22 protein-coding genes are annotated in these 26,752 nt (G+C 40.1%); 21 read left to right on the top strand and 1 reads right to left on the bottom strand.

All coding sequences use genetic code 11. The features are described from left to right. Positions 1-108: 108 nt before the first annotated feature. From ACFFHF_RS05745 to pyrE, 8 genes are read left to right on the top strand one after another with little or no spacing between them, the layout of a single operon-like run. Positions 109-1,041: an aspartate carbamoyltransferase catalytic subunit gene (locus ACFFHF_RS05745; RefSeq protein ID WP_340906182.1), complete on the top strand. Its 933-nt coding sequence runs from the start codon at positions 109-111 to the stop codon at positions 1,039-1,041. Continuing rightward, a complete protein-coding gene (gene pyrC, locus ACFFHF_RS05740; protein WP_160545650.1) occupies positions 1,004-2,290 on the top strand; it encodes a dihydroorotase in 1,287 nt (428 codons plus the stop codon). The genes ACFFHF_RS05745 and pyrC overlap by 38 nt, the downstream gene beginning before the upstream one ends. Beyond that, complete coding sequence (locus ACFFHF_RS05735; RefSeq protein WP_160545727.1) at positions 2,287-3,390, top strand: carbamoyl phosphate synthase small subunit; 1,104 nt, start codon at positions 2,287-2,289, stop codon at positions 3,388-3,390. The genes pyrC and ACFFHF_RS05735 overlap by 4 nt, the downstream gene beginning before the upstream one ends. Then, the gene (carB, locus tag ACFFHF_RS05730; protein WP_160545649.1) at positions 3,369-6,584 is read left to right on the top strand and encodes a carbamoyl-phosphate synthase large subunit; all 3,216 of its coding nucleotides are present in this window, start codon (positions 3,369-3,371) and stop codon (positions 6,582-6,584) included. The genes ACFFHF_RS05735 and carB overlap by 22 nt, the downstream gene beginning before the upstream one ends. Then, complete coding sequence (locus ACFFHF_RS05725) at positions 6,581-7,360, top strand: dihydroorotate dehydrogenase electron transfer subunit (protein ID WP_160545648.1); 780 nt, start codon at positions 6,581-6,583, stop codon at positions 7,358-7,360. The genes carB and ACFFHF_RS05725 overlap by 4 nt, the downstream gene beginning before the upstream one ends. Further along, positions 7,357-8,298 (top strand): dihydroorotate dehydrogenase, encoded by a 942-nt coding sequence (locus tag ACFFHF_RS05720; RefSeq protein WP_160545647.1) that lies wholly within the window; start codon positions 7,357-7,359, stop codon positions 8,296-8,298. The genes ACFFHF_RS05725 and ACFFHF_RS05720 overlap by 4 nt, the downstream gene beginning before the upstream one ends. Beyond that, complete coding sequence (gene pyrF, locus ACFFHF_RS05715) at positions 8,270-9,001, top strand: orotidine-5'-phosphate decarboxylase (RefSeq protein WP_160545646.1); 732 nt, start codon at positions 8,270-8,272, stop codon at positions 8,999-9,001. The genes ACFFHF_RS05720 and pyrF overlap by 29 nt, the downstream gene beginning before the upstream one ends. After that, positions 8,982-9,617: an orotate phosphoribosyltransferase gene (pyrE, locus tag ACFFHF_RS05710; protein WP_160545645.1), complete on the top strand. Its 636-nt coding sequence runs from the start codon at positions 8,982-8,984 to the stop codon at positions 9,615-9,617. The genes pyrF and pyrE overlap by 20 nt, the downstream gene beginning before the upstream one ends. Positions 9,618-9,709: 92 nt before the next feature. Here pyrE and ACFFHF_RS05705 read toward each other — a convergent pair whose 3' ends face one another. Continuing rightward, positions 9,710-11,419, bottom strand: coding sequence for an Rqc2 family fibronectin-binding protein (locus tag ACFFHF_RS05705; RefSeq protein ID WP_160545644.1), 1,710 nt, complete (start codon positions 11,417-11,419; stop codon positions 9,710-9,712). A gap of 154 nt (positions 11,420-11,573) precedes the next feature. Here ACFFHF_RS05705 and ACFFHF_RS05700 point away from each other — a divergent pair, with 154 nt between their 5' ends. From ACFFHF_RS05700 to pknB, 13 genes are all read left to right on the top strand, one after another. Continuing rightward, entirely contained in the window at positions 11,574-14,252 is a 2,679-nt protein-coding gene (locus ACFFHF_RS05700; protein ID WP_160545643.1) for a calcium-translocating P-type ATPase, SERCA-type, read from the top strand. Positions 14,253-14,330: 78 nt separating this feature from the next. Beyond that, complete coding sequence (locus ACFFHF_RS05695; RefSeq protein WP_160545642.1) at positions 14,331-15,206, top strand: YicC/YloC family endoribonuclease; 876 nt, start codon at positions 14,331-14,333, stop codon at positions 15,204-15,206. 59 nt (positions 15,207-15,265) lie between these two features. Beyond that, complete coding sequence (gene remA / locus ACFFHF_RS05690) at positions 15,266-15,529, top strand: extracellular matrix/biofilm regulator RemA (RefSeq protein WP_066053091.1); 264 nt, start codon at positions 15,266-15,268, stop codon at positions 15,527-15,529. 10 nt (positions 15,530-15,539) lie between these two features. Beyond that, positions 15,540-16,154 (top strand): guanylate kinase, encoded by a 615-nt coding sequence (gmk, locus tag ACFFHF_RS05685; protein WP_160545641.1) that lies wholly within the window; start codon positions 15,540-15,542, stop codon positions 16,152-16,154. A 4-nt stretch (positions 16,155-16,158) separates the two neighbouring features. Continuing rightward, positions 16,159-16,371, top strand: a complete 213-nt coding sequence (gene rpoZ, locus ACFFHF_RS05680; RefSeq protein WP_119707491.1) for a DNA-directed RNA polymerase subunit omega — start codon at positions 16,159-16,161, stop codon at positions 16,369-16,371. 109 nt (positions 16,372-16,480) lie between these two features. Next, positions 16,481-17,689, top strand: coding sequence for a bifunctional phosphopantothenoylcysteine decarboxylase/phosphopantothenate--cysteine ligase CoaBC (coaBC, locus tag ACFFHF_RS05675; protein WP_340903164.1), 1,209 nt, complete (start codon positions 16,481-16,483; stop codon positions 17,687-17,689). Next, positions 17,686-20,088, top strand: coding sequence for a primosomal protein N' (gene priA / locus ACFFHF_RS05670; protein WP_160545639.1), 2,403 nt, complete (start codon positions 17,686-17,688; stop codon positions 20,086-20,088). The genes coaBC and priA overlap by 4 nt, the downstream gene beginning before the upstream one ends. Before the next feature lie 66 nt (positions 20,089-20,154). Continuing rightward, a complete protein-coding gene (gene def, locus ACFFHF_RS05665; protein ID WP_160545638.1) occupies positions 20,155-20,640 on the top strand; it encodes a peptide deformylase in 486 nt (161 codons plus the stop codon). Then, on the top strand, positions 20,637-21,587 hold the full coding sequence (gene fmt / locus ACFFHF_RS05660; RefSeq protein WP_160545637.1) for a methionyl-tRNA formyltransferase: 951 nt from the start codon (positions 20,637-20,639) through the stop codon (positions 21,585-21,587). Before def ends, fmt begins: the two co-directional genes overlap by 4 nt. After that, positions 21,584-22,930 carry a 16S rRNA (cytosine(967)-C(5))-methyltransferase RsmB gene (rsmB, locus tag ACFFHF_RS05655; protein WP_160545636.1) on the top strand — a complete coding sequence of 449 codons (1,347 nt, stop codon included), beginning with the start codon at positions 21,584-21,586 and terminating at the stop codon, positions 22,928-22,930. Before fmt ends, rsmB begins: the two co-directional genes overlap by 4 nt. Before the next feature lie 4 nt (positions 22,931-22,934). Further along, positions 22,935-24,020: a dual-specificity RNA methyltransferase RlmN gene (rlmN, locus tag ACFFHF_RS05650; protein WP_160545635.1), complete on the top strand. Its 1,086-nt coding sequence runs from the start codon at positions 22,935-22,937 to the stop codon at positions 24,018-24,020. Between the two features lie 6 nt (positions 24,021-24,026). Beyond that, entirely contained in the window at positions 24,027-24,788 is a 762-nt protein-coding gene (locus tag ACFFHF_RS05645; RefSeq protein ID WP_340903167.1) for a Stp1/IreP family PP2C-type Ser/Thr phosphatase, read from the top strand. Next, positions 24,782-26,746, top strand: coding sequence for a Stk1 family PASTA domain-containing Ser/Thr kinase (gene pknB, locus ACFFHF_RS05640; protein WP_160545634.1), 1,965 nt, complete (start codon positions 24,782-24,784; stop codon positions 26,744-26,746). Before ACFFHF_RS05645 ends, pknB begins: the two co-directional genes overlap by 7 nt. Positions 26,747-26,752: the final 6 nt, after the last annotated feature.

Below are 26,752 nucleotides of genomic sequence, written 5' to 3'. Positions count from 1 at the left end.
AAGTGGAGATACCATAGTTGGTGTGTTCTACTTCTGCCTACCTGCATAGCACCCTGACAAAAAAGTCAAGGGTGCTATTTTTTACATAAACCACAAAAGGAGTGTTTGATCATGAATCTGCTTACTACTTCAGAGCTTTCCGTTACCGAGATTTACGACATCCTTGCAGAGGCGAAAAAATTTTCTGAGGGTGCTGCGTGGCAGCCTAATCAATCTTCCTTTGTAGCAAATTTGTTTTTTGAACCGAGCACTAGAACAAAATGTAGTTTTGAAATAGCTGAAAGAAGACTGGGCTTAAACATTATTCCATTCGAAACACACTCATCCAGTATCACTAAAGGTGAAACACTATATGATACGGTTCGAACTTTAGAATCCATTGGAGTTCAGGCGGTCGTCATTCGCCATACAGAAGACGAGTACTTCAAGCAGCTAGTTGGCAAAACGAACGTTAAAATTATTAACGCTGGAGATGGATGCGGTCATCATCCAACTCAATCGTTGCTCGACTTATTAACGATTTACGAAGAATTCGAACATTTCCAAGGTCTTAAGGTAGGAATTGTTGGAGATCTAATACACAGCCGTGTGGCAAGGTCAAATGCGGTTGCTCTTCACCGATTAGGAGCAGAAATCGTGTTCTCAGGACCAAAAGAATGGATTGACCAAGAACTTCTACAATACGGAAGATATGAAGATATTGATACATTAACAGAAACCGTCGATGTGCTTATGCTCCTTCGTATTCAACACGAAAGACATCAAGTTGGTGGGAAAACAGTTGATTATCATCAAGCTTTTGGTTTAACAGTAGAAAGAGAGAAGCGAATGAAGAAAGGAAGCATTATTATGCATCCTGCGCCAGTAAACCGAGATGTAGAAATCGCCGATAGCTTAGTCGAATGCGAGCGTTCAAGAATCTTTAAGCAAATGGAAAATGGCGTCTACGTTCGTATGGCAGTATTAAAAAGAGCATTACAACAATCTGAAGGGGGAAAAAACAATGACAATTCTCATCAAAAATGGTCAATGGCTTACTGATAAAGGACAAAAAGAGGCAGTCGATATTTTAATAAAAGACGAAAAGATTGCTGCGATTGGTCCAGATCTTCAAGCGGAGGATGCAGAGATCATTGATGCGACAGGATTGCTTGTATCTCCTGGATTTGTTGACTTGCATGTTCATTTACGTGAGCCTGGAGGAGAGAAGAAGGAAACGATTGCTACTGGTACACTAGCGGCAGCTCGTGGAGGTTTCACAACGATTGCAGCTATGCCAAATACAAGACCGGTTCCAGATTCAGTCGAAACTCTTCAAAACTTAAATAAACGAATTGCAGAAACAGGTGCTGTTCGAGTGCTGCCATATGCTTCGATTACCATAAGAGAGCTAGGAAATGAACTTACTGATTTTGCAGCATTAAAAGAAGAAGGAGCATTTGCCTTCACAGATGACGGAGTAGGAGTTCAATCAGCAGATATGATGCTTCAAGCAATGCAACTTGCAGCAAGTGTAGATATGTCAATCGTAGCACATTGCGAAGAAAACACGTTAATTCATAAGGGATCTGTCCATGAAGGTGAATTTTCAAAAAAACATGGGTTGAACGGAATTCCTTCTGTATGTGAATCGGTTCATATTGCAAGAGACGTATTATTAGCAGAAGCAGCAAACTGTCATTATCATGTGTGCCATATTAGTACGAAAGAATCGGTTCGCGTAGTACGAGACGCTAAGCGTGCTGGCATCAGGGTAACAGCAGAAGTAACACCTCACCACCTTTTATTATGTGAGGAGGATATTCCAGGATTAGATACGAACTATAAAATGAATCCTCCGTTAAGAGGAAAAACAGATCGTGAGGCATTGATTGAAGGACTACTTGATGGAACGATTGATTTTATCGCCACAGACCATGCCCCACATACAGCGGAAGAAAAAGCTGAGGGAATGGCTCTTGCACCATTTGGAATCGTTGGGTTAGAAACAGCATTCCCGCTTTTATATACAAATCTTGTTGAAAAAGGTATTTTAACAGAAAAGCAGTTAGTAGATTTCTTAACAGTGAAGCCGGCTCAAAGTTTCAATTTACCATATGGAAAGATTGAAGTTGGAGCAGTCGCTGATCTAGTGCTTGTAGATCTTGCGAAAGAAGAAAGCATTGATCCAAATACATTCTTATCAAAAGGTAGAAACACTCCGTTTGGTGGCTGGGAGTGTAAAGGATGGCCAGTAGTAACAATCGCAGCTGGGAAAATCGCATGGAAAAGAGGGTATGTAACAGTATGAAAAGGCAATTAATACTAGAAAACGGGACAGTTTTTATCGGAAAAGCTTTTGGAAGTGACACAGAAAAAATGGGAGAAGTGGTGTTTAACACCGGAATGACTGGTTATCAGGAAATTCTCTCTGACCCATCATACTGTGGACAAATCGTTACTTTTACGTATCCGCTTGTTGGAAATTACGGAATAAATCGAGATGATTTTGAGTCAATTTCTCCTTCTGTTCATGGAATGGTGGTTAAGGAAGCGGCAGAGTTTCCATCGAACTGGAGAAATGAAAAAACATTAGATGAATTATTAAAAGAAAAGAATATTCCTGGAATTTCAGGTGTAGATACAAGAAAGCTTACAAGAATTATTCGACAATATGGAGCGCTAAAGGGAGCCATCTGTTCAATCGATGCAAGTGTTGAGGAAGTACTTGAAGAATTAAAATCACCATTTAGAAACGATCAAGTAAAGCAAGTTTCCACAAAATCTGCTTATGCAAGCCCTGGTAGAGGAAGAAGAATCGTTCTTGTTGACTTTGGTATGAAGCATGGAATTTTACGCGAATTAAATAAGCGTGATTGTGACGTAATCGTTGTTCCTTATAACACAACAGCTGAAGAAATTAAACGTTTGAATCCAGACGGTGTGATGCTATCGAATGGACCTGGGGACCCTAAGGATGTTCCAGAAGCAATTGAAATGATTAAAGAAATTATTGGACATGTTCCTCTGTTTGGAATTTGTTTGGGTCATCAGCTTTTTGCCTTAGCATGTGGAGCAAATACGGTTAAGTTGAAATTTGGTCATAGAGGATCAAACCATCCAGTTAAGGATCTAGCAACAGGAAAAGTTGCTCTTACTTCACAAAACCACGGATACACTGTTGAAGAAGAATCGCTTCAAGGAACTTCATTAGAGGTGACACATATCGCCTTAAATGACGGTACGGTTGAAGGATTAAAACATAAAGAAGCAAAAGCATTTACAGTCCAGTATCATCCGGAAGCATCACCAGGACCAGAGGATGCAAATTATTTATTCGAACAGTTTTTACAGTTGATTGAGACAGAAAAAGGGGAAGGTGCAATCGAATGCCAAAGCGTACAGATATAAAAAGCATACTAGTTATCGGATCAGGTCCGATCGTCATTGGACAAGCAGCAGAATTTGATTATGCAGGTACACAAGCGTGTATCGCATTAAAAGAGGAAGGATACCGTGTTATCCTAGTAAACTCAAACCCAGCAACAATCATGACAGATACTACGATGGCAGATGCTGTGTATATTGAGCCACTTACTTTGGAGTTCGTTAGCACAATCATCCGAAAAGAACGTCCAGATGCACTTGTCCCAACACTTGGAGGACAAACAGGATTAAACCTAGCAGTAGAGTTAGCTAACTCTGGAGTTCTTGAAGAATGTAATGTGGAAATTTTAGGTACTAAGCTTGCAGCCATTGAGCAAGCCGAGGATCGTGATTTATTCCGTACATTAATGAATGACTTAGGCGAGCCAGTGCCTGAAAGTGAAATTATTCATACACTTGAAGAAGCGTATGACTTCGTTGCACAAATTGGTTACCCAGTCATCGTTCGTCCAGCGTTTACACTTGGCGGAACGGGTGGAGGCATCTGTCATAACGAAGAGGAATTGGTTGAAACCGTAACAAGTGGGTTGAAAAATAGCCCGGTTACACAATGTTTATTAGAAAAAAGTATCGCTGGATTCAAAGAAATTGAATACGAAGTGATGAGAGATGCTAATGACAATGCAATCGTTGTTTGTAATATGGAAAACATCGATCCAGTAGGTGTTCATACAGGGGATTCAATCGTTGTGGCACCGAGTCAAACGCTTAGCGATCGCGAGTATCAAATGCTTAGAAACACATCATTAAAAATTATCCGTGCCCTTGGGATTGAGGGTGGATGTAACGTCCAATTGGCATTAGATCCTGATAGCTATGATTATTACATTATTGAGGTAAATCCACGTGTAAGTAGATCTTCTGCTCTTGCATCAAAAGCAACAGGATATCCGATTGCTAAGCTTGCTGCAAAAATCGCAGTTGGGTTAACACTCGATGAAATGATGAACCCTGTAACAGGAAAAACCTATGCAAGTTTCGAACCTGCACTTGATTATATCGTTTCAAAAATTCCAAGATGGCCGTTTGATAAGTTCGAAAGTGCTAACCGCACCCTTGGTACACAAATGAAGGCTACTGGTGAAGTTATGGCGATCGGTCGTACTTTTGAGGAATCATTATTAAAAGCCATTCGTTCACTAGAAGCGAATGTATTCCATTTTTCACTAAACGATGCAGATGAAATTTCTGATGAGTTGCTTGAGAAACGTATTCGTAAAGCTGGTGATGAGCGCTTGTTCTATATCGGGGAAGCGTTAAGACGTGGCGTTACGATCCAAACGATTCATGCTTGGAGCAAGATTGATTTATTCTTCCTTTCAAAATTCGCTAAAATTGTTGAGTTCGAAGCAAAGTTACAAGCTCTTCCATTTGATGAGGAGATTGCGAGAGAAGCAAAGGAATTTGGATTTGCTGATAGTACCCTTGCTAAGTTATGGGCAACAAATGAGCGTGCTGTTTACGATTGGAGAGTAGAAAAGGGGCTTGTTCCAGTTTATAAAATGGTTGATACATGTGCAGCAGAGTTCGAGTCTGAAACTCCTTATTTCTACGGAACTTATGAAGATGAAAATGAATCGATTGTAACTGACCGTGAGAGTGTAATCGTACTTGGTTCTGGTCCAATCCGAATCGGTCAAGGAATCGAATTTGACTACTCAACGGTTCATGCAGTTTGGGCGATTCAAGAAGCTGGCTATGAAGCCATCATCATTAACAATAATCCTGAAACAGTATCTACTGACTTCAGTATCTCTGATAAGCTCTACTTTGAGCCTTTAACAATCGAAGATGTTATGCATGTTATTGATTTAGAAAAGCCAGTTGGAGTTGTTGTCCAATTCGGTGGGCAAACAGCAATTAACCTAGCTTCAAAGCTTGTAGAAAGAGGAGTGAAGATTCTAGGTACGAGCTTAGATGATCTTGACCGTGCAGAAAATCGCGACCGCTTTGAAGCTGCATTGCAAGAGCTAGGAATTCCACAGCCGTTAGGAAAAACGGCAAGAACAGCGGCTGAAGCTGCTGTAATTGCTAACTCAATCGGTTATCCGGTATTGGTTCGTCCATCATATGTACTTGGCGGTAGGGCAATGCAAATCGTATACCAAGAAGCTGAGTTATTGCAATACATGAAGGAAGCAGTAAAGATTAATCCAGAGCATCCGATTTTAATTGACCGTTACCTAACAGGAAAAGAAATAGAAGTAGATGCGATTTGCGACGGCGAAACAGTAATTATTCCAGGGATCATGGAGCATATTGAAAGAGCAGGAGTTCACTCTGGTGACTCAATCGCAGTGTACCCGCCACAAAGCATATCACAAGCGGTAAAAGACAAGCTTGTTGATTATACGATTCGTTTAGCTAAAGGATTAGGAATCATTGGACTTTTCAACATTCAATATGTTGTTTCAAAAGAAGAAGTGTATGTGTTGGAAGTAAATCCTCGTTCAAGTCGTACGGTGCCGTTCTTAAGTAAAATCACAAACGTACCTATGGCTAATCTGGCAACAAAAGCGATTCTGGGCCTATCACTGAAAGAGCAAGGTTATGAGACTGGACTGGTAGAAGAAAAGCAAGGTGTATTCGTTAAAGTACCAGTATTCTCTTTTGCGAAGCTAAGAAGAGTTGATATTACATTAGGACCAGAAATGAAATCGACTGGTGAGGTTATGGGGAAAGACCACACGCTTGAAAAAGCCCTTTACAAAGGATTAGTTGCTTCAGGAATGAAAATTCAAGGATTTGGATCGGTTCTTATGACGATTGCTGACAAAGATAAGCAAGAAGCTTTAGGGATCGCGAAGCGTTTCTTCTCAATCGGGTTCCGGGTAATGGCAACGGAAGGGACAGCGAAGTTCTTCCAAGAACAAGGAATTCCAGTGAAGGTTGTTGAGAAAATTGGTGGAGGCCACCCAGATATCGTTGATGTAATCCGTAACGGCCAAGCGCAATTTGTGATTAACACATTAACAAAAGGAAAGCAGCCAGAACGTGATGGTTTTAGAATTCGTAGAGAATCAGTGGAAAACGGTGTTCCTTGCTTAACTTCATTAGATACAGCAGATGCCATTTTACGCGTAATTGAATCAATGAATTTTTCAGCTGAGGCGATGGAGAAAAGTCCCGCAAACAGCAGGGAGGCAGTACTATTATGATTCGCAATGAGGAATGTATCGTACTTTCCAATCAAGAAATAGCTCACAATATTTTTGAGCTCACCCTTAAGGGTGAGCTCGTCCAACAGATGAATGAACCAGGTCAATTTGTACATCTAAAAGTTAGTGATAGTGTAGATCCACTTTTGCGTAGACCGATTAGTATTGCCAAAATCGACCAAACAAAAAACATGTTTACGATGATTTTCCGGGCAGAAGGAACTGGAACGAAGCTGCTTGGACAGAAAAAAATCGGAGATGTTGTAGACGTTCTTGGGCCATTAGGAAATGGATTTCCAGTAGAGGAAGCAAAGGCTGGATCAACCGCCCTTTTAGTAGGTGGCGGAATTGGTGTGCCTCCACTATATGAATTATCTCTAAGGCTAAAAGAAAAAGGCGTAAATGTCATTCATGTGTTAGGCTTCGCAACAAAAGATGCAGTTTTTTACGAAGAGAAATTTGCTGAATTAGGAGAAACGTATATTGTAACGGTGGATGGAACCCTTGGAGAAAAGGGATTTGTAACGGATGTGATCTCCGCACAGAATCTTTCGTTTGAAACATTATACACATGTGGTCCTACCCCGATGTTACGAGCATTAGAGGCTGCGTATCCTGAGAAAAATGTATATCTTTCTCTTGAAGAGCGAATGGGCTGTGGAATTGGAGCTTGCTTTGCATGCGTATGTAGAACACAGGAAGATCCTACAGGATATACGTATAAAAAGGTTTGTACGGATGGGCCAGTGTTTAAAGGAGGGGAGGTTCTTATATGAGTCAACTAGCAGTGAACCTACCTGGTTTACAATTAAAAAACCCAATCATGCCTGCATCAGGATGCTTTGGATTTGGTAGAGAATATAGTCAGTTTTATGATTTAAGTACATTAGGTTCCATCATGATTAAAGCAACAACAGTAGAACCACGGTTTGGAAATCCAACTCCACGCGTAGCAGAGACAACTGCGGGGATGTTAAATGCGATTGGCTTGCAAAATCCTGGCCTTAAAAAGGTGATTAATGAGGAGCTTGCTTGGTTAGACCAATTTGATGTACCGATCATCGCAAATGTGGCTGGCTCACTTGAAGAGGACTATATTGAGGTTGCACGTGAGATTTCAAAGGTAAGTAATGTTCATGCTCTTGAACTGAATATCTCTTGCCCAAATGTAAAAACAGGTGGTATTGCTTTTGGAACGATTCCTGAGGTGGCAAAGGAATTAACGAAAAAAGTGAAAGAAGTGTCCAGTGTACCTGTTTATGTCAAGTTATCACCAAATGTATCGAATATTGTTGAGATGGCCAAGGCGGTTGAAGCAGGCGGTGCGGACGGGTTAACCATGATTAATACTTTAATTGGCATGAGGCTTGATTTGAAGACAGGTAAGCCTGTGCTTGCTAATAATACAGGTGGACTTTCAGGTCCTGCAATTAAACCGGTTGCGATTCGAATGATTTATGAAGTAAGTCAGCACGTAAATATTCCTATTATTGGGATGGGTGGCGTTCAATCGGCAGAAGATGTGATTGAATTTTTTTATGCCGGAGCGAGTGCGGTGGCAGTTGGTACAGCTAATTTTGTGGATCCACTCGTATGTCCGAAAATCATTGAACAACTTCCAGTGTTATTAAATGAACTTGGATTTGATCATATTTCAGAATGTACGGGAAGGAGCTGGAAGAAGAATGAAAAACTCGCTTATCATCGCGCTTGATTTTCCAGATAAAAATGATGTGTACGGTTTTATAAAGAAATTTAATAACGAGCAACTATTTGTTAAAGTTGGCATGGAACTTTTTTATAAAGAAGGTCCTGCAATGGTTCAAGAACTAAAGGAAATGGGTCACGATATTTTCTTAGATTTAAAATTGCACGATATTCCAAATACAGTGGGTCGTGCGATGAGAAATCTAGCTAGCCTGGGCTGTGATTTAGTGAATGTTCATGCGGCGGGTGGAAAAGAAATGATGGTGGCAGCTCTAGAAGGACTTGAGGCTGGAACAGCTTTAGGTGCGAAAAGACCAAAAATCATCGCAGTAACACAGCTAACAAGTACTTCAGAGGAACAAATGAAGGGTGAACAATTAATTTCAGTGAGCCTCGAACAATCCGTTCTTCATTACGCAAAGGTTACACAGGATGCAGGACTTGATGGTGTGGTTTGCTCCTCAAATGAAGTGAAGCTTATCCGTGAGCAATTAGGTGAACAGTTCTTAACTGTTACACCAGGAATTCGAATGAGTTCGGAATCAGTTGGTGACCAAAAGAGAGTAGCTACCCCTGAGTTTGCTAGGAACGCAGGTGTATCCATGATTGTTGTAGGTCGCTCCATTACAAGAGCCGAAGATCCGGTACTAGCTTATCAACTTTACAAAAACGCCTGGGAGGGAAAAGTATATGAAACAAAAAATAGCTAAAACACTTTTAGAAATCGGAGCAGTCTCGTTACAACCCCATCATCCTTTTACTTGGACATCAGGAATTAAATCACCTATTTATTGTGATAACAGACTAACTTTATCTTTTCCTGAAGCAAGAAGAGAGATTGCAGCTGGACTAAAGGAACTTATACTTAAGAACTTCCCTGAGACAGAAATGGTAGCTGGAACAGCAACAGCTGGAATTCCTCATGCGGCATGGGTAAGTGAACTGCTTGATTTACCGATGAGCTATGTCCGTTCATCAGCAAAAGGTCATGGCAAAGGAAATCAAATTGAAGGCCGTGTTCTTGCAGGACAAAAGGTAGTAGTAGTGGAAGACTTAATCTCAACAGGTGGAAGTGTAATTACAGCAGTTGATGCATTAAGGGAAGCAGGGTGTGAAGTATTAGGTGTCGTGTCTATCTTTACGTATGAACTGGAAAAAGGGAAGAAGCTGTTAGAGGAAGCTAATATTAAGACATATTCACTAACAGATTTCTCAACATTAGTAGACGTTGCCTTAGCTGCTGGAAGTATCGAAGAGGATGCAGTAGCAAGTCTTCGCAGCTGGAGCCAAGACCCAACCGCTTGGAAACCGGTAGTAAAAGCATAAAATAAAATGCAGAAAAAAGAGTGTCCACCCCAGACGGACAAAAACAGCAAATCTGTCCATTTGGGGTGTCTGACACCCTTTTTTTGTGCTTTTTATTTTTTTAATTGGATGATAAGGTTTTCGTCAGGTGTGACGTATACCGTTTGTTGGTTGTCATATATGACGAAACCGGGTTTTGCTCCATTTGGTTTCTTTACATGTCTTACTTGTGTAAAGTCAACGGGAACAGAGCTTGAGCTTCGTGCTTTACTAAAGTAGGAAGCGATATTGGCTGCTTCTAGTATGGTCGAATCACTAGGGTTTTTGCTTCGTATAACAACATGTGATCCAGGAATATCCTTTGTATGAAGCCAAATATCGTCACGACTAGCTACTTTGTTTGTTAAATAATCGTTTTGCTTATTGTTTTTACCGACGAGGATGTCTGTTCCGTCAGAGGACACATATTGATCGAGCACAGGTTTTGCAAGAACTTGTTTTTTCGATTTATTTTTTTGTCGGTCTCGAATATAACCTTCTTCAACTAACTCTTGACGAATTTCCTCAATATCTTTAATAGAAGCGGTCTCCATTTGCTGAATTAATGTCTCAAAATACAGTACTTCTTCGTTCGCTTTTTCAATTTGTTCTTGTACAATCTTACGTGCTGTTTTTGCTTTTTGATACTTTGTAAAGTATCGCTGCGCATTGTCTGAAGGTGATTTCTGAGGATCGAGTGGAATGGTAACCACTCCAGCATTCTCATCATAATAATTAATCACCTCAACGGATGTCATTCCTCTTTCAACTGCATAAAGATTGGCTGTTAATAACTCCCCAAATAATTGATATTCCTCCGCATTTTGTGCGTCTACTAGCGTTTTTTGAAGCTTATCGATTTTCTTCTTGTTTTTATCCCGTTCATTAACAATCAACCGTTCCAGGTCATTCCCTTGCTGCTTCACACGGTCTCTTTCGGCTTTCCCAAAATAAAAACGGTCGAGCATTTCACTAATCTTGGAAAACGACTGAACTTCACCTGATATATGGGTCATCGGAAATAGATAAAACATTTCTTTTCCTTGGGCATTCATAATCGATGGTTCATATTGATGGGTATGAATTTTTTCCATGTGACGGATAAATGCTTTAGGCATGGTATTGCGATTGGCAACTCCGGCTTCATGGACGATTTCTCTTGCTAATAATGGAGATAAACCAGCAAAATGCTCAACCAGCTGCTTATCCATCTTCCCTGCATTAAAGTCTAAGCTCCTTAACACATCCTCTTCTGTAGCTTCTAGAGGATTAATTTTATTTTGAGCAGGAGGAAGTTTATACTCCTGACCAGGTAGAATCGCACGATGGCTGTTAAGAGCATAGGAAACGTGCTTAATGCTATCTAAAATCATGTTTCGTGTTTTATCAATTAAGATAATATTGCTATGACGGCCCATGATTTCAATTATAAGTTGTTTGCTGGACAGATCACCGAGCTCGTTTCTTCCTTTTACATCTAAGACAATCATTCTTTCAAGACCAACCTGGTGAATATCCTCCAGTATGTATCCTTCTAAATGCTTTCTTAATAACATACAAAACATGGGTGGTTCATTTGGATTTTCATAAGTCTCTGTGGTTAATTGTGCTCTCGCGTAACTTGGGTGGACAGATAGCAAAAGCTTATGATTCTTTCCCCCTGCACGAATAACAAGCACGATTTCATTTTTAAATGGTTGATGAATTTTATTAATACGCCCACCACGTAAAGCCTCAGAGAGCTCTTTAGTGATAGCACGCGTAAACAGTCCGTCAAATGACATAAGAGAACATCCTTTTCTATATAGTGCCTTTCAATAAAAGCGGTCGCCCACTTTTGTAATAATTATATCATTTTTTTGGACGAGGCTGAATAAGCTTAGTTTAGAGTGAGTTGGGACAACTCTGTTGAAAATAAAAGGAGGAAGGGATTGCCGGATGAAATTCCATGGAATGGAAAAAAAGGAAGTGGAAAAAGCCTTAAATACTGATTACATGGTCGGTTTATCTGAGGCTGATGCAGTAAATCGTATAAAACAACATGGATTCAACGAGCTAGAAGAAGGAGAAAAGCAGTCCGCTTTAATCTTATTCTTTAGTCAATTCAAAGACTTCATGGTTCTTGTTTTATTAGCAGCGACGTTAATTTCGGGACTGTTAGGGGAGTATATAGATGCGATTGCTATCATCGCGATTGTCATTATTAATGGATTTTTAGGTTTTTTCCAAGAACGTAAAGCCGAACGTTCGCTTCATGCACTAAAGGAATTATCAGCACCACAAGTATATGTTTTAAGAGACGGGAATTGGATAAAAACCGCCTCAAGAGAGGTTGTACCAGGAGATATTTTACGCTTTACAAGCGGCGACCGAATCGGGGCAGATGTAAGATTAATAGAAATCAATAGTTTAGAAATCGAGGAATCAGCATTAACGGGAGAATCGTTACCTGTACAAAAAACAGATAACAAATTGCAAGAAGAAAACCTTGGCCTTGGTGATATGCAAAACATGGCCTTTATGGGGACGATGGTCACGAGGGGAAGCGGTGTTGGAGTTGTCGTTGGAACCGGAATGAAAACAGCGATGGGCCAAATTGCTGACCTGCTACAAAATGCGGAAACAATGGAAACACCACTCCAAAGAAGACTTGAGCAATTAGGGAAAATTTTAATTACTGCAGCCCTTCTTTTAACGGTCTTAGTTGTGATTGCAGGGGTATTTGGCGGACATGATTTATATACCATGTTTTTAGCTGGGGTATCTCTAGCGGTAGCTGCGATTCCTGAAGGTCTACCTGCAATTGTAACAGTTGCATTATCCCTTGGCGTTCAGCGAATGATTAAGCAAAAAGCTATCGTTCGTAAGCTTCCTGCTGTTGAAACGTTAGGTTGTGCCTCTGTTATTTGCTCTGATAAAACAGGAACGTTGACACAGAATAAAATGACCGTAACTCATTTATGGAGCGGGGGAGAGGTTTCCCAAGTTGGTGGAGTTGGTTATGAGCCTAGAGGCGAATTCTACCGGGGAGATCATAAGGTTTCCATAAAAGAAGAAAAAGCACTTCAGCAAATGCTGATGTTTGGTATGCTCTGTAACCATTCAGAAATCACTCAAAAAGGCAGTGAGTATGTTATTGATGGAGACCCTACAGAAGGTGCGCTTCTAGTATCTGCACTAAAAGCAGGATTTACAAGAGACCAACTTCACAAACAGTTTGAGTTAGTAAAAGAATTTCCGTTTGACTCAGCCCGGAAAATGATGAGTGTTGTAGTGAAGGATACGAACGGAAGACAATTTATTGTCACTAAAGGTGCACCAGACGTCTTAATTTCAAAAAGTGAATCAATTCTTTGGGAAAATCGTCGACAGTTTATGTCTCGTGATATGGAGGGAAAAGTAAAGGATGCCATTGAAGGGTTAGCATCTCAAGCATTACGAACGATTGCGATTGCTTACCGAGAGGTATCGCCTGGAACGCTCATTCTTGATGAAAGAGAAGCAGAGAAGGATCTTACTTTTATCGGATTACAAGGAATGATTGATCCACCGCGACCAGAAGTGAAGCATGCAGTAAAAGAATGTAAAGAAGCAGGCATTAAGACCGTCATGATTACAGGGGATCATATAATAACGGCGAAGGCAATTGCCAAACAGCTAGGTATATTAACACCAAAAAGTAAGGTGCTAGATGGTAATGCACTTAATGAAATGTCTGTAGAAGATCTTGAAGAAGTGGTGGATGACGTTTCAGTATTCGCGCGTGTTTCTCCAGAGCATAAGTTAAAGATTGTAAAAGCATTACAAAGCAGAGGACACATCGTTGCGATGACTGGTGATGGAGTCAATGATGCGCCGGCTATTAAAGCAGCAGATATTGGTGTAGCAATGGGAATTACCGGTACAGATGTGGCGAAGGAAGCATCTGCCTTAGTTCTTCTTGATGATAATTTTGCAACGATAAAAGCAGCGATTAAAGAGGGTAGGAATATTTACGAGAACATACGTAAATTCATTCGTTATCTACTTGCTTCCAATGTTGGTGAAATATTAGTGATGCTGTTCGCTATGTTGCTAGCGCTCCCGCTGCCTCTAGTGCCGATTCAAATTCTTTGGGTCAATCTTGTTACAGATGGTTTACCAGCAATGGCGTTAGGTCTTGATAAACCAGAGGAAAATGTAATGAAGCGCGGTCCGCGGAGTCCTAAAGAAGGAGTTTTTGCAAGAGGGTTAGGCTGGAAGGTCATCTCACGCGGCTTTTTAATTGGAACTTCCACTTTGCTTGCGTTTATCATTTCATATAATGAAAACCCTAATGATCTCATCCATGCTCAAACAGTTGCTTTTGCTACTCTTGTTTTAGCTCAATTGATTCACGTTTTCGATTGCCGCAGTGAAAAATCAGTTTTCTCAAGAAATCCATTCGGAAACATGTATCTAGTATGGGCGGTCATTTCTTCATTAGCTTTAATGCTAGTAGTTATGTACTATCCGCCATTACAACCAATCTTCCATACCGTCCCACTGGCTCTTCGTGATTGGTTATTAGTCATTGGTTTTGCTTCCATCCCAACTTTTTTACTAGCAGGTTCATTTTTGGCAAGTAAAAATAAATAAAGTATGTTATAATCCAAAAGGTGATAGAGAAAGCTCTATTACCTTTTTCTATACACAAATAGTTATGGGGTGTTGGCTTTGGTAAAAAGCATGACAGGCTTTGGTAGGAGCATCCGCAGCAACGAACATATCAAGGTAACTGTTGAGGTTAAAACGGTGAATCACCGATTTGCTGAATATCACTTCCGAATACCTAGAAGTCTTTCTAGCCTCGAGGATAAGCTAAAAAAGACGCTAAATGAATACATAAAAAGAGGAAGAATCGAGGTCTTTATCACCATTGATGGTGAAGGACTGACCACTCGAAAACTCTTAGTCGATTGGAGTCTCATAGAGGACTATCTTCAGAACATAAAGGAAATTCAGGAACGCTTTCAAATTAAAGAGGGTGTTTCCATAAAAGATATACTTAATCGAGACGAGATATTTAGTATTGAAGAGCAAGAATCTGGCATCGAGTGTATCGAAGAGCTTGTGTTAGATGCTTTGCTTGATGCTGCTCAAAATTGTGTGAATATGCGTGAAGTGGAAGGAAAGGCATTGCAGCAGGATATTTTATCCCATATTGAAAAAATACAATCGACTGTCCAAGCGCTTAGAAAATATGCGCCGACTGTAGTTGAGCAATATGCAAATCGGTTAAAAAAGAGAATTCAAGAATATGTAGACCAGCAGCTCGATGAAGCGAGAATCGTGACTGAAATTGCTATTTTTGCAGATAAAGCAGATATCAATGAAGAGCTTACAAGACTAGATAGTCATGTTGTACAATTTAAAACTTTCCTCAATGATCGGGAGTCTATTGGAAGAAAGCTTGATTTCCTTGTCCAAGAGATGAATAGAGAGACTAATACAATCGGATCAAAGGCAAATGATGCAAAAATTGCTACCGAAGTGGTGGAGTTAAAAAGCTCTATTGAAAAGATTAAGGAGCAGATTCAAAATATTGAATAGCTCTTGGTTTAGAAAAGCTTTAGGAAGGTAAAAATAATTCTTATGATTGGAGGACAATCATGTCAATTAAACTAATAAATATCGGTTTTGGAAACATCGTTTCTGCAAATCGAATTATTTCAATCGTTAGTCCCGAATCAGCTCCGATAAAGAGAATTATTCAAGATGCTAGGGATCGTGGTTCGTTAATAGATGCTACATATGGAAGAAGAACTCGCGCAGTAATTGTGATGGATAGTGACCATGTTATTCTTTCAGCGGTACAGCCAGAAACGGTTGCAGCCCGCTTAAATGATAAAGATGATATTATTGATGAAGGGTAGGAAAAGATTCATGCAGGAGAAAGGGTTATTAATTGTATTATCTGGACCCTCTGGAGTAGGAAAAGGAACGGTAAGGAAAGAGGTATTTTCACAGCCTGATACCGCCTTTGAATACTCTATTTCAATGACTACCCGTGCTCCAAGAGAAGGGGAAGTTGATGGAGTTGATTACTTCTTTAAGTCTAGAGAAGAATTTGAACAACTGATAAAAGAGGAAAAGCTTCTAGAGTACGCTGAATTTGTGGGCAACTACTACGGCACTCCAGTTGATTATGTTAGACAAACATTAGATAGTGGAAAAGACGTATTCTTGGAAATTGAAGTACAAGGTGCGCGACAGGTTCGGAAGAAGTTTCCGGATGGTCTTTTCATTTTCCTCGTTCCACCAAGTTTATCAGAGTTGAAAAACCGGATTGTCACACGAGGTACGGAAACTGAGGATGTTATCAACAATCGTATGAATGCAGCAAGAGAAGAATTAGAAATGATGCATCTCTATGATTATGTTGTAGAAAACGACCAAGTTGACAGAGCAGTTGAACGCATTAATGCAATAGTCATTGCGGAGCATTTACGTCGTGAGCGAGTAGAACCTAGATACAAAAGAATTTTGGAGGTAGATTAATCCTATGTTATATCCATCAATTGATTCATTAATGACAAAAATTGATTCGAAGTATTCACTAGTTTCCGTTGCTGCAAAAAGAGCACGAAAGCTACAACAAGGAGAAAACCTGCACTTAGATAAGTATGTTTCTCATAAGCAGGTTGGAAAAGCGTTAGAAGAAATTCACGCCGATAAGCTCACTTACCGTATCGTAAAAGACGAATCAGCTGAATAAAGACGGGGAACAACCTAAATATTTAGGTTGTTTTTTGTTTTAAAGATGCAATTGCAGATAGGTTCTTGCATAATGGAAGAAAGATATTTATCGAACGGAGGTTTTGTCTGTGAAAGGAAAGAAAATCCTACTATGTGTTTCTGGAGGAATTGCGGTTTTTAAAGCAGCTGCACTAACTAGTAAGCTCACTCAAGCTGGGCTTGACGTAAAGGTGATTTTGAGTGAATCGGCTTCAAAATTTGTGACCCCCTTAACCTTTCAGGCACTTTCAAGAAACGATGTTCATATTGACACGTTTGATGAAAAGAATTCAAAAGTGATTGCACATATTGATTTGGCGGATTGGGCTGATTTGATCGTCGTTGCACCGGCCACAGCGAATATCATTGGCAAGCTAGCCAACGGAATTGCTGATAATATGATCACTACGACATTGCTTGCTGCAACCGCTCCGGTTTGGATTGCTCCTGCAATGAATGTTCATATGTATGACCATCCTGCCGTGAGAAAGAATTTAGAAACATTACGAAGCTATGGATATGGGTTTATCGAGCCTGGAGAGGGTTATTTAGCGTGTGGGTATGTGGGGAAAGGAAGAATGGAAGAGCCTGAGACAATCGTAGAGAAAATCACCGAATTTTTCCAACCGGTGCAAGCTCCTTTAAAAAGTAAAAAGGTACTTGTAACAGCAGGTCCAACAAGAGAGAAAATTGATCCTGTGCGTTATATTACGAACTTTTCGTCTGGAAAAATGGGATATGCCATTGCTGAACAAGCTAGGAATCTTGGAGCGGAGGTTACACTCATAACAGGACCTGTTTCCATTGAACCACCACCAGGAGTGAAGGTAATTCATGTGGAAAGTGCTCAGGACATGCTTAATGAGACGATCGCTCAATATGAATCTAGTGATTTGGTGGTAAAAACGGCTGCGGTTGCTGATTATAAGCCAAAAATAGTTTCAGATCGAAAAATTAAAAAGCAGGAAGGCGACGCAAGGATTGAATTAGAAAGAACCAAGGACATATTATTTGAGCTTGGTAAAAACAAAAAGCACCAAGTATTGGTTGGTTTCGCTGCGGAAACTGATCATGTGGAAGAGTATGCGATGAGAAAGCTTGAGAAGAAAAACGCTGATATGATCGTGGCAAACAATGTTGCAGAAGAAGGATCTGGATTTGGGACCGATACAAATAAAATAACCATTTATAAGCGCGATGGACAATCTATCTCGTTACCATTAATGACTAAGCAAGAAGCGGCCAAAACCCTTCTTTTAGAGGCTTTAAAGCTCCTCCCAAAAGAGGAAGCTGAATGATTGCGAGTGTAATTGTGGATGTCCCAGCTAAGCAAACCGACAGACCGTTTGATTATCGTATCCCAGAGCATCTAGAAGGGGTCATCACCCCAGGAATGAGGGTGGTTGTTCCATTTGGACCTCGGAAAATTCAAGGGTTTGTCATTTCCATTCAGCCTAGCTCAGAGTTTGAAAAGCTTAGAGATATTATTGCTCCTATGGATATTGTTCCAGTATTAAATAACGAACTTTTACAGCTTGGGGATTGGTTATCAGAAGAAACACTTTGTTATCGAATATCTGCCTATCAGGTGATGCTACCGGCAGCACTTAAAGCGAAATACGAAAAGAAAATCCGAGTGACGATCGATGTGAATCTGTTACCTCCAGTCCTACAAAGAGTATTCGAGAAAACTCAAATGGTTCCCTTTGATACGATTGAAAAGGATGCATGGAGAGTATTGCAAAAAGAAATCGCAAATGGTCATGTTGAATTTATATATGAAGTAAAGGAACGGGTGAATAAGAAAAAGCGCAGGTATGTAATGCCACATGTGAATGAAAAGGGGCTATCTGATTCACTCAAGCTACTATCCATTCAGGCAACGAAACAAAGGGAAATTATAGAGTTTTTCCTAGCTAACCCAGCTCCCGTTCCACTGCAAAATTTAATAAACCTTTTAAACACTTCTTCCTCTGCTATAAAGGGTCTTGTTAATAAGGGGATCTTAAGGGAAGAAGAAGTAGAAGTGTACCGAGATCCGTACGAGAATCGTGTATTTGAACGGACAGAGGCTTTACCCTTAACTTCTGAGCAGAAAAGAGCCATTTCCCCCGTTTTACAAACCATTGAAGAAAATCTCCATCAAGTGTTCTTACTGTATGGGGTAACAGGTAGTGGTAAAACGGAAGTATATTTACAATCAATTCAACGAGTGTTAGAGAAGGGAAAGGAAGCAATCGTACTCGTCCCAGAAATCTCCTTAACTCCACAAATGGTGAAACGGTTTAAAGGGAGATTTGGAGATGAAGTGGCTGTCATGCACAGCGGACTTTCTAATGGAGAAAAATACGATGAGTGGCGAAAGATCCAGAGAAAAGAAGTAAAAGTGGTGGTAGGGGCAAGGTCTGCCATTTTTGCTCCCTTTGAAAACCTTGGAATTATCATCATTGATGAAGAGCACGAAACAAGTTATAAGCAAGAGGAAAATCCAAGATATCATGCGAGAGATGTGGCGATACAACGTGCCAAAAAATATGGCTGCCCGGTTGTATTAGGAAGTGCTACTCCAGCACTTGAATCATTTGCTCGTGCAAAAAAAGGTGTGTTTGAGCTTTTAAATTTGCCGAGCCGGATGAATAGTGGACCGATGCCTCATGTTGAAGTTGTGGATATGAGAGAAGAGCTTCGTGAAGGAAATCGATCCATGTTTTCAAGAGCATTAATGGAAAAATTGAAAGATAGACTCGATAAACAGGAGCAAACGGTATTGTTTTTAAACAAGCGAGGACATTCCTCCTTTGTGATGTGTAGAGACTGCGGATATGTTGTGAACTGTCCAGATTGTGATATTTCATTAACCTATCATAAATTCAGCGAGCGAATGAAGTGTCATTATTGTGGTTATGAGTCGCATGTTCCAACACAATGCCCGGAATGCCAATCAGAGTATATTCGTTATTTTGGAACAGGTACTCAGAAGATTGAAGAAGAACTAGGCAAAGTGTTGCCAGAGGCAAGAGTGATCCGGATGGATGTGGATACAACTTCAAAAAAAGGGGCGCATGAAAAGCTGTTAACTGATTTTGGTGAAGGAAAAGCAGATATTCTGTTAGGAACGCAAATGATTGCAAAAGGATTAGATTTTCCTAAGATTACGCTCGTAGGAGTTCTTTCAGCTGATACGATGCTGCATATCCCTGATTTCCGTTCATCTGAGAAAACCTTTCAGCTGCTAACACAGGTAAGTGGAAGAGCTGGAAGACATGAGCTATCAGGGGAAGTCATTGTACAAACCTATACACCAGAGCATTACAGCATTCAGTTTGCCTCTCAACAGGACTATGATCTGTATTATGAAAGGGAAATGCAAATAAGAAAGCTTCATCATTATCCACCTTTCTACTATATATCCCTGATCACAGTAAGCCATGAGAATTTGATGAAGGTAGTGTCGGTGACAGAGAAGATTACCGGATACATTCGGAATAGTCTTTCTCCAGAAGCGATTGTTCTAGGACCTGTCGCTTCACCAATTCCTCGAATCAAAAATAGATATAGGTACCAATGTTTGATAAAATACAAACGTGAGCCACAGTTAGGTCGTGCCATTAAAACGGTACTTGATCAATATCAGCATGAATCTGCAACAACCGGGTTAACCATTTCTACAGACGTGAATCCTTATATTCTCATGTAGCTGGTTATGAAGCGGGTTGTTTTCGTAGAGAATAGTGATAAATATGAAAAAATCGGAGGAAGTATTTTGACGGTAAAGAAGCTAGTTACTCATCCTGCAGAGGTACTTGAACAAGAATGTGAGAGAGTAACGGTATTTGATAAAAAACTAGAAAAGCTACTAAACGATATGTACGATACGATGATTGAATTCGATGGGGTAGGTCTTGCAGCCCCTCAAATTGGCATAGCAAGACAGATTGCCATCGTTGATATAGACGATGAATCAGGCACGATTGAACTAATTAACCCTGAAATATTAGAAGTGTCCGGCGAACAAACAGGCCCGGAAGGTTGTCTTAGTTTTCCAGGGGTTTACGGAGAAGTAACCAGACCATATTTTGTAAAAGTGAAAGCCCGAAACCGAAAAGGAAAAGCATTTGTGATCGAAGCAGAAGACTTTTTAGCACGTGCGATTCTTCATGAAATCGATCATCTTCATGGCATCCTATTTACATCAAAAGTGACAAGATATTTGACTGAAGAAGAGTTAGAGGGAGTCGAAAGCGAATGACAAAAATAGTGTTTATGGGTACTCCTGATTTTTCTGTTCCCATATTAAGAAGTGTGATAGAAGCTGGATATGAAGTGATCGGTGTTGTGACACAACCGGATCGCCCAGTTGGAAGAAAAAGAGTACTCACTCCACCTCCTGTGAAAGTGGAAGCGGAAAAACATGGTATTCCTGTTCTTCAACCTGAAAAGATTCGTGTAAGAGAGGACTTGGATCAAGTATTGAGCTTAAAGCCTGACTTAGTCGTAACGGCGGCGTTCGGTCAAATTTTACCGAAGGAACTCTTAGAAGTGCCACCACTCGGATGCATAAATGTTCATGCTTCTCTGTTACCAGAATTACGTGGTGGGGCTCCCATTCACTACTCCATCATACAAGGAAAAGAGAAAACGGGAATTACGATCATGTATATGGCTGAAAAGCTGGATGCAGGGGATATTTTGACGCAAGTAGAAGTTGAAATTGCAGAAACAGATACGGTTGGTTCTTTGCATGATAAGCTAAGTGAGGCAGGTTCTAAGTTATTGTTAGACACATTGCCAAGACTGATTAAGGGAGAATTAGATCCAATTCCCCAAAATGAAAAAGAAGCAACATTTGCTTATAATATAAAGCGCGAGGAAGAGAAAATTGTTTGGTCTAAACCAGGCGAAGATATTTACAACCATATTAGGGGTATGAACCCATGGCCAGTCGCTTACACTCATCTTTCTGACTCAGTGATGAAACTTTGGTGGGCGACGAAAGTTAAGGCAGTGAAAAAGGCAGTTCCAGGAGAAATAATTGCAATTGAGGAAGATGGATTTGTCGTTGCTACTGGAAATGATACAGCGATTAAAGTGACTGAGCTCCAGCCTTCTGGTAAAAAGAAAATGACAGCTGATCAATTTTTACGAGGGGCAGGTTCGTTTTTAAAGGTTGGAGATCGTATAGGAGTTAACGAATGACAGAAAAATCAAATGTTCGAGAAAGTGTTGTAACCATTCTAGAGCAAATCGAAAAAAATCAATCATATAGCAATCTACTTTTAAACAATGTGATTAAAAAGAATCAAATTGCCACGAAGGACATTGGATTGTTAACGGAATTAACCTACGGAACATTACAAAGAAAAATGACTCTTGATTATTACTTAGAGCCTTTTATTAAAAACCCTAAAAAGCTTGAAAACTGGGTGAAGCAGCTACTGCGAATGACGTTATATCAAATGCTTTATTTAGATAAAATTCCTGACCGTGCAGCCATTCATGAGGCCGTGGAAATTGCTAAAAAGAGAGGTCATAAAGGGATATCTGGGATGGTTAATGGAGTTCTTCGCTCTATACAACGTGAAGGCATAAGAGATATGAATGACATTAAGGATGAAGTCGAGCGTTTGTCCATAGAAACGAGTCATCCTACTTGGCTTGTTAGAAGATGGACCGAGCAATTTGGGTATAATAAAGCAAAAGAGATGTGTGAGATCAATTTAACTGCACCCATGCAAACCGCACGAATCAATACAAATAAAATCGACAGAGAAGCTTGCATCAAAAGGCTTTCAGAAGAAGGCTATCAAGTTGAGGAAAGTGTGGTTGTTCCTGAAGCAATTAAATGCTTAAAAGGAAATCTTGCCCATTCGGAAAGTTTTAAAGAAGGCTTGATTACGATCCAGGATGAAAGCTCTATGCTTGTAGCATATGCATTAGGTATCGAACAAAATGAAACGATTTTAGATGCGTGCGCAGCTCCTGGTGGAAAGTCGACTCATATCGCTGAAAAGCTAGAAGAAACAGGACAAGTTATTTCATTAGATCTTCACGAGCATAAAGTGAAGTTGATTAATGAAAATGCTGCCCGACTTGGACTGAAAAATATCGAAACGAAAGCTATGGATAGCCGTAGGGTACAAGAGGCGTTTGAAGGTAGCACGTTCGATCGGATTTTGCTTGATGCCCCGTGCTCTGGTCTTGGTGTAATGAGAAGAAAGCCAGATATGAAATACACAAAAAAAGAAGAAGATTTAGATCGTCTTCAGAGCATTCAGTTGCAGCTATTAGATTCTGTTACTCCACTGTTAAAGCCAGGTGGAACGTTGGTGTACAGTACATGTACAATCGACCGCTCTGAAAATGAAGAGGTAGTAACAGCGTTTTTACAGAAGCATACGGACTTTGAAGGTGACCCGTCGGTTATTGAGAGAATGCCTAAGGCGATTCAGCCGCTTATGTCGGACTTTCAGCTACAGATTTTCCCTCAAGATTTTGGTTCAGATGGATTTTATATTGCAAGTTTAAGGAAGAAGGTGTAAAGAAATGGAACAGACAACTATTGAAAAAGAACAAACATCCGTGCAAAAGCCATCCATTTACTCTATAGAATTACACGATTTAAAAGCATGGTTAGTTGAACATAATGAAAAGGCATTTCGTGCCGAGCAAATCTTTGATTGGTTATACAAAAAGAGAGTGACAAGTTTTGAAGACATGTCTAATCTTTCAAAAACTTTACGTGAAACGTTAGAAAAGCATTATTCACTAACTACATTAAATACACTTATTCAACAACAATCATCAGACGGGACGATTAAGTTTTTATTTGAATTACATGATGGTTACTCCATTGAAACAGTTTTGATGAGACATGAATATGGGAATTCGGTGTGTGTAACTACACAGGTTGGCTGTCGAATTGGATGTACGTTCTGTGCATCAACTTTAGGTGGACTGAAAAGAAATCTAGAGGCAGGGGAAATCGTCGCTCAAGTAGTAAAGGTACAGCAAGCCTTAGATGAAACAGATGAAAGAGTAAGCTCTGTCGTTATTATGGGAATAGGCGAACCTTTTGATAACTACGATGATATGCTTTCATTTTTGAAGATTATCAATCATGATAAGGGACTGAATATTGGAGCTAGACATATTACGGTATCAACAAGTGGAATTATCCCGAAGATTTATCAGTTTGCCGATGAAAATATGCAAATTAACTTTGCCATTTCACTTCATGCACCAAATACAGAGATTCGCAGTCGTTTAATGCCTATTAACCGTGCGTATAAGCTCCCTGATTTAATGGATGCGGTACGATATTATATTGAGAAGACAGGAAGACGAGTAAGCTTTGAATACGGGTTATTTGGTGGAGTAAATGATCAGGTAGAACATGCGGAAGAACTAGCGAAGCTTATTAAGGGTGTCAAATGTCATGTGAACTTAATTCCGGTAAACTATGTGCCAGAAAGAGATTACGTTCGTACACCTAAAGATCAAATTTTTGCATTTGAAAAAACGTTAAAAAATCACGGAGTAAACGTAACGATTCGAAGAGAGCATGGTCATGATATTGATGCAGCATGTGGACAGCTTCGTGCAAAGGAACGAAAAGAAGAGACGAGGTGACAATAGGTGAAAGCGGTATTTAAAACAGACCGAGGTCGGATTCGCCAGCATAATGAGGACAGTGGGGGAATCTTTATCAACCGGGATGGGCAGCATCTATGTGTGGTTGCAGATGGAATGGGTGGACATCGAGCAGGCGATGTCGCCAGTTCCATGGCGATCAAGCATTTAGAAGAGATGTGGAAGGATTCAAGTGGAATCGAAACGGCCTCTCATGCAGAGGATTGGTTAAGAAACAGTATTCCACTTATCAATCAAGTAGTATTCCAGCATTCACAGCAACACGCCGAGTGTGAAGGGATGGGAACAACAGTTGTTGCTGCCATTGTTACTCCATTATTTTCGACTGTGCTGAATATTGGAGATAGTCGTTGTTATATTTTAAATGATACAGGTTTTCAGCAGTTAACAGAAGATCATACACTTGTGAATGAGCTTGTTCGAACGGGGCAAATTTCAAGGGAGGATGCCGAACATCATCCACGTAAAAATGTCATTTTACGTGCACTTGGAACGGAGCCAGATATAAAAATGGATATTCGCACCATCATGTTTGAAGAAGGAGATGTTCTCCTTTTATGCTCAGATGGTTTATCTAATAAAGTATCAACCGATGAAATGGATAGTATATTAAAAAATGAAGAAAAATTAGAGGAAAAGGCAACCACTCTCATCAACCTTGCAAACGAGCATGGTGGTGAGGACAATATTACCTTAGTCATTTTACAATTTGACGTTGGCGATGATTGGGGTGGGGATACATGCTAATTGGGAAGCGTTTAAGCGGCCGCTACAAAGTGCTTGAGATGATAGGTGGCGGCGGAATGGCCAATGTTTATCTTGCTCATGATATGATCTTAGATCGAGACGTGGCTGTTAAGGTACTAAGACTTGATTTTTCAAATGACGAGGAATTTATTCGACGTTTTCACCGAGAAGCACAATCAGCAACTAGCTTGGCCCATCCGAACATTGTTAGTATATACGATGTTGGTGAAGAAGATTCTATCTATTATATTGTTATGGAGTATGTGGAGGGCCAAACACTCAAACAATACATACAACAGCAGCTATCGTTACACGTAGCTGATGCCATTAATATTATGAAGCAGTTAACCTCAGCTATTTCACATGCTCATCAAAATCATATTGTTCACAGAGATATTAAACCACATAATATATTAATTGATCGCGAAGGAAATGTGAAAATTACGGATTTTGGCATTGCTATGGCAATGAGTGCAACAAGTATAACGCAAACCAATTCAGTGCTTGGCTCCGTCCATTATTTATCTCCAGAACAAGCAAGAGGTGGAATGGCAAACCGTAAATCGGATATCTATTCTCTTGGAATTGTCATGTTTGAGTTGTTAACAGGAAGGCTTCCATTTTCAGGTGAATCAGCCGTTTCAATTGCTTTGAAACATTTACAATCGGAAACACCTTCATTAAGAAGATGGAATCCAAAAATTCCACAAAGTGTGGAAAATATTGTATTGAAGGCGACGGCAAAGGATCCTTTTCATCGATATGATAGTGTAGAAGATATGGAGATGGATTTAGTAACCGCACTTGATCCTGATCGAATCGATGAGCCGAAGTTTGCTCTTCCGATCGATGATGATGCTACCAAGGCAATTCCAGTCATTACCGCGGATCAATACCAAACATTTGATGAGACACTTGTACATAGTAAAGAGCATCCTGTTCTTCAACACACTACTGACAAAGACGGAGATAAAAAGAAGAAAAAGAAGAGAAAATGGCCTATTGTACTCGTATCTATCTTTCTCATATTGGTTATCCTTGCCGTATTAACTGTAACGGTTTTACCAAAATTATTAGGACCAAAAGATGTGCTTGTTCCTGATGTATCTGGTAAAGAGTTAGATGAAGCTATGGAAGTCCTTCAGGAGCAAGGGTTAAAAATTGGTGAAACAATTGAAGTTACAGATGAAGAGGTAGAGGAAGGCCTCATCATAAAAACAAACCCTAAGGAAGGGAAAACGGTAAAAGAAGGGCAGGAAGTGGACCTTTATTTAAGTATTGGTAAAGAGAAATGGACATTGCTAGATTATACCGGACGTCAATATGATGATGTAATTGATTTATTAGAAGCAAGGGGCTTTAAAGACATTACAAAAACAGAAGTTTACGATGATTCAGCCCCTGTGGGACAAATCATCTCTCAGAATCCATCTAGCGGGGAAGAAATTATTCCTGCAGAAACGGAACTGGAATTTACCGTTAGTAAGGGGCCGCAGCTAATAAAGCTCAAGGATCTTTCAGATTATAATGAAAAAGGAATTCAAGAGTACGCACATTCCTCTGGATTAAATATTCAGATCGCAAGTGACGGCGAATATAGCGATACGGTGGCTGAAGGATTAGTTGTCTCCCAAAATCCTGCTGCAGGTACAGATTTACGAAAAGGGTCTACAGTAACCGTAGTCCTTTCTAAAGGAAAAGAAGCGATTCCGAAAACCGTACAAAAGGAAATTACCATTCCTTATGAACCTTTAGTGGAAGGGACTCCGCAAGTTGTCCAAATTTATATAGAGGATATGGATCACAATATATCAGAACCGGTACAAACCTTTGAAATTACACAAACTGAGACTCGGACTATACAGTTAATTATTGCTCCTAATCAACAGGGCGCATACAGAGTGCAAAGGGATGGTGATGTTATCGATGAACAACCGGTACCATACCCGACAAATTAAAATAGG

This window comes from Robertmurraya beringensis, assembly GCF_042433785.1.
In the GTDB taxonomy this organism is placed as follows: Bacteria; Bacillota; Bacilli; order Bacillales; family Cytobacillaceae; genus Robertmurraya_A; species Robertmurraya_A beringensis.
The sequence above is the reverse complement of the archived record's forward strand: the minus strand, read 5'-3'. Positions and strand labels throughout refer to the sequence as shown.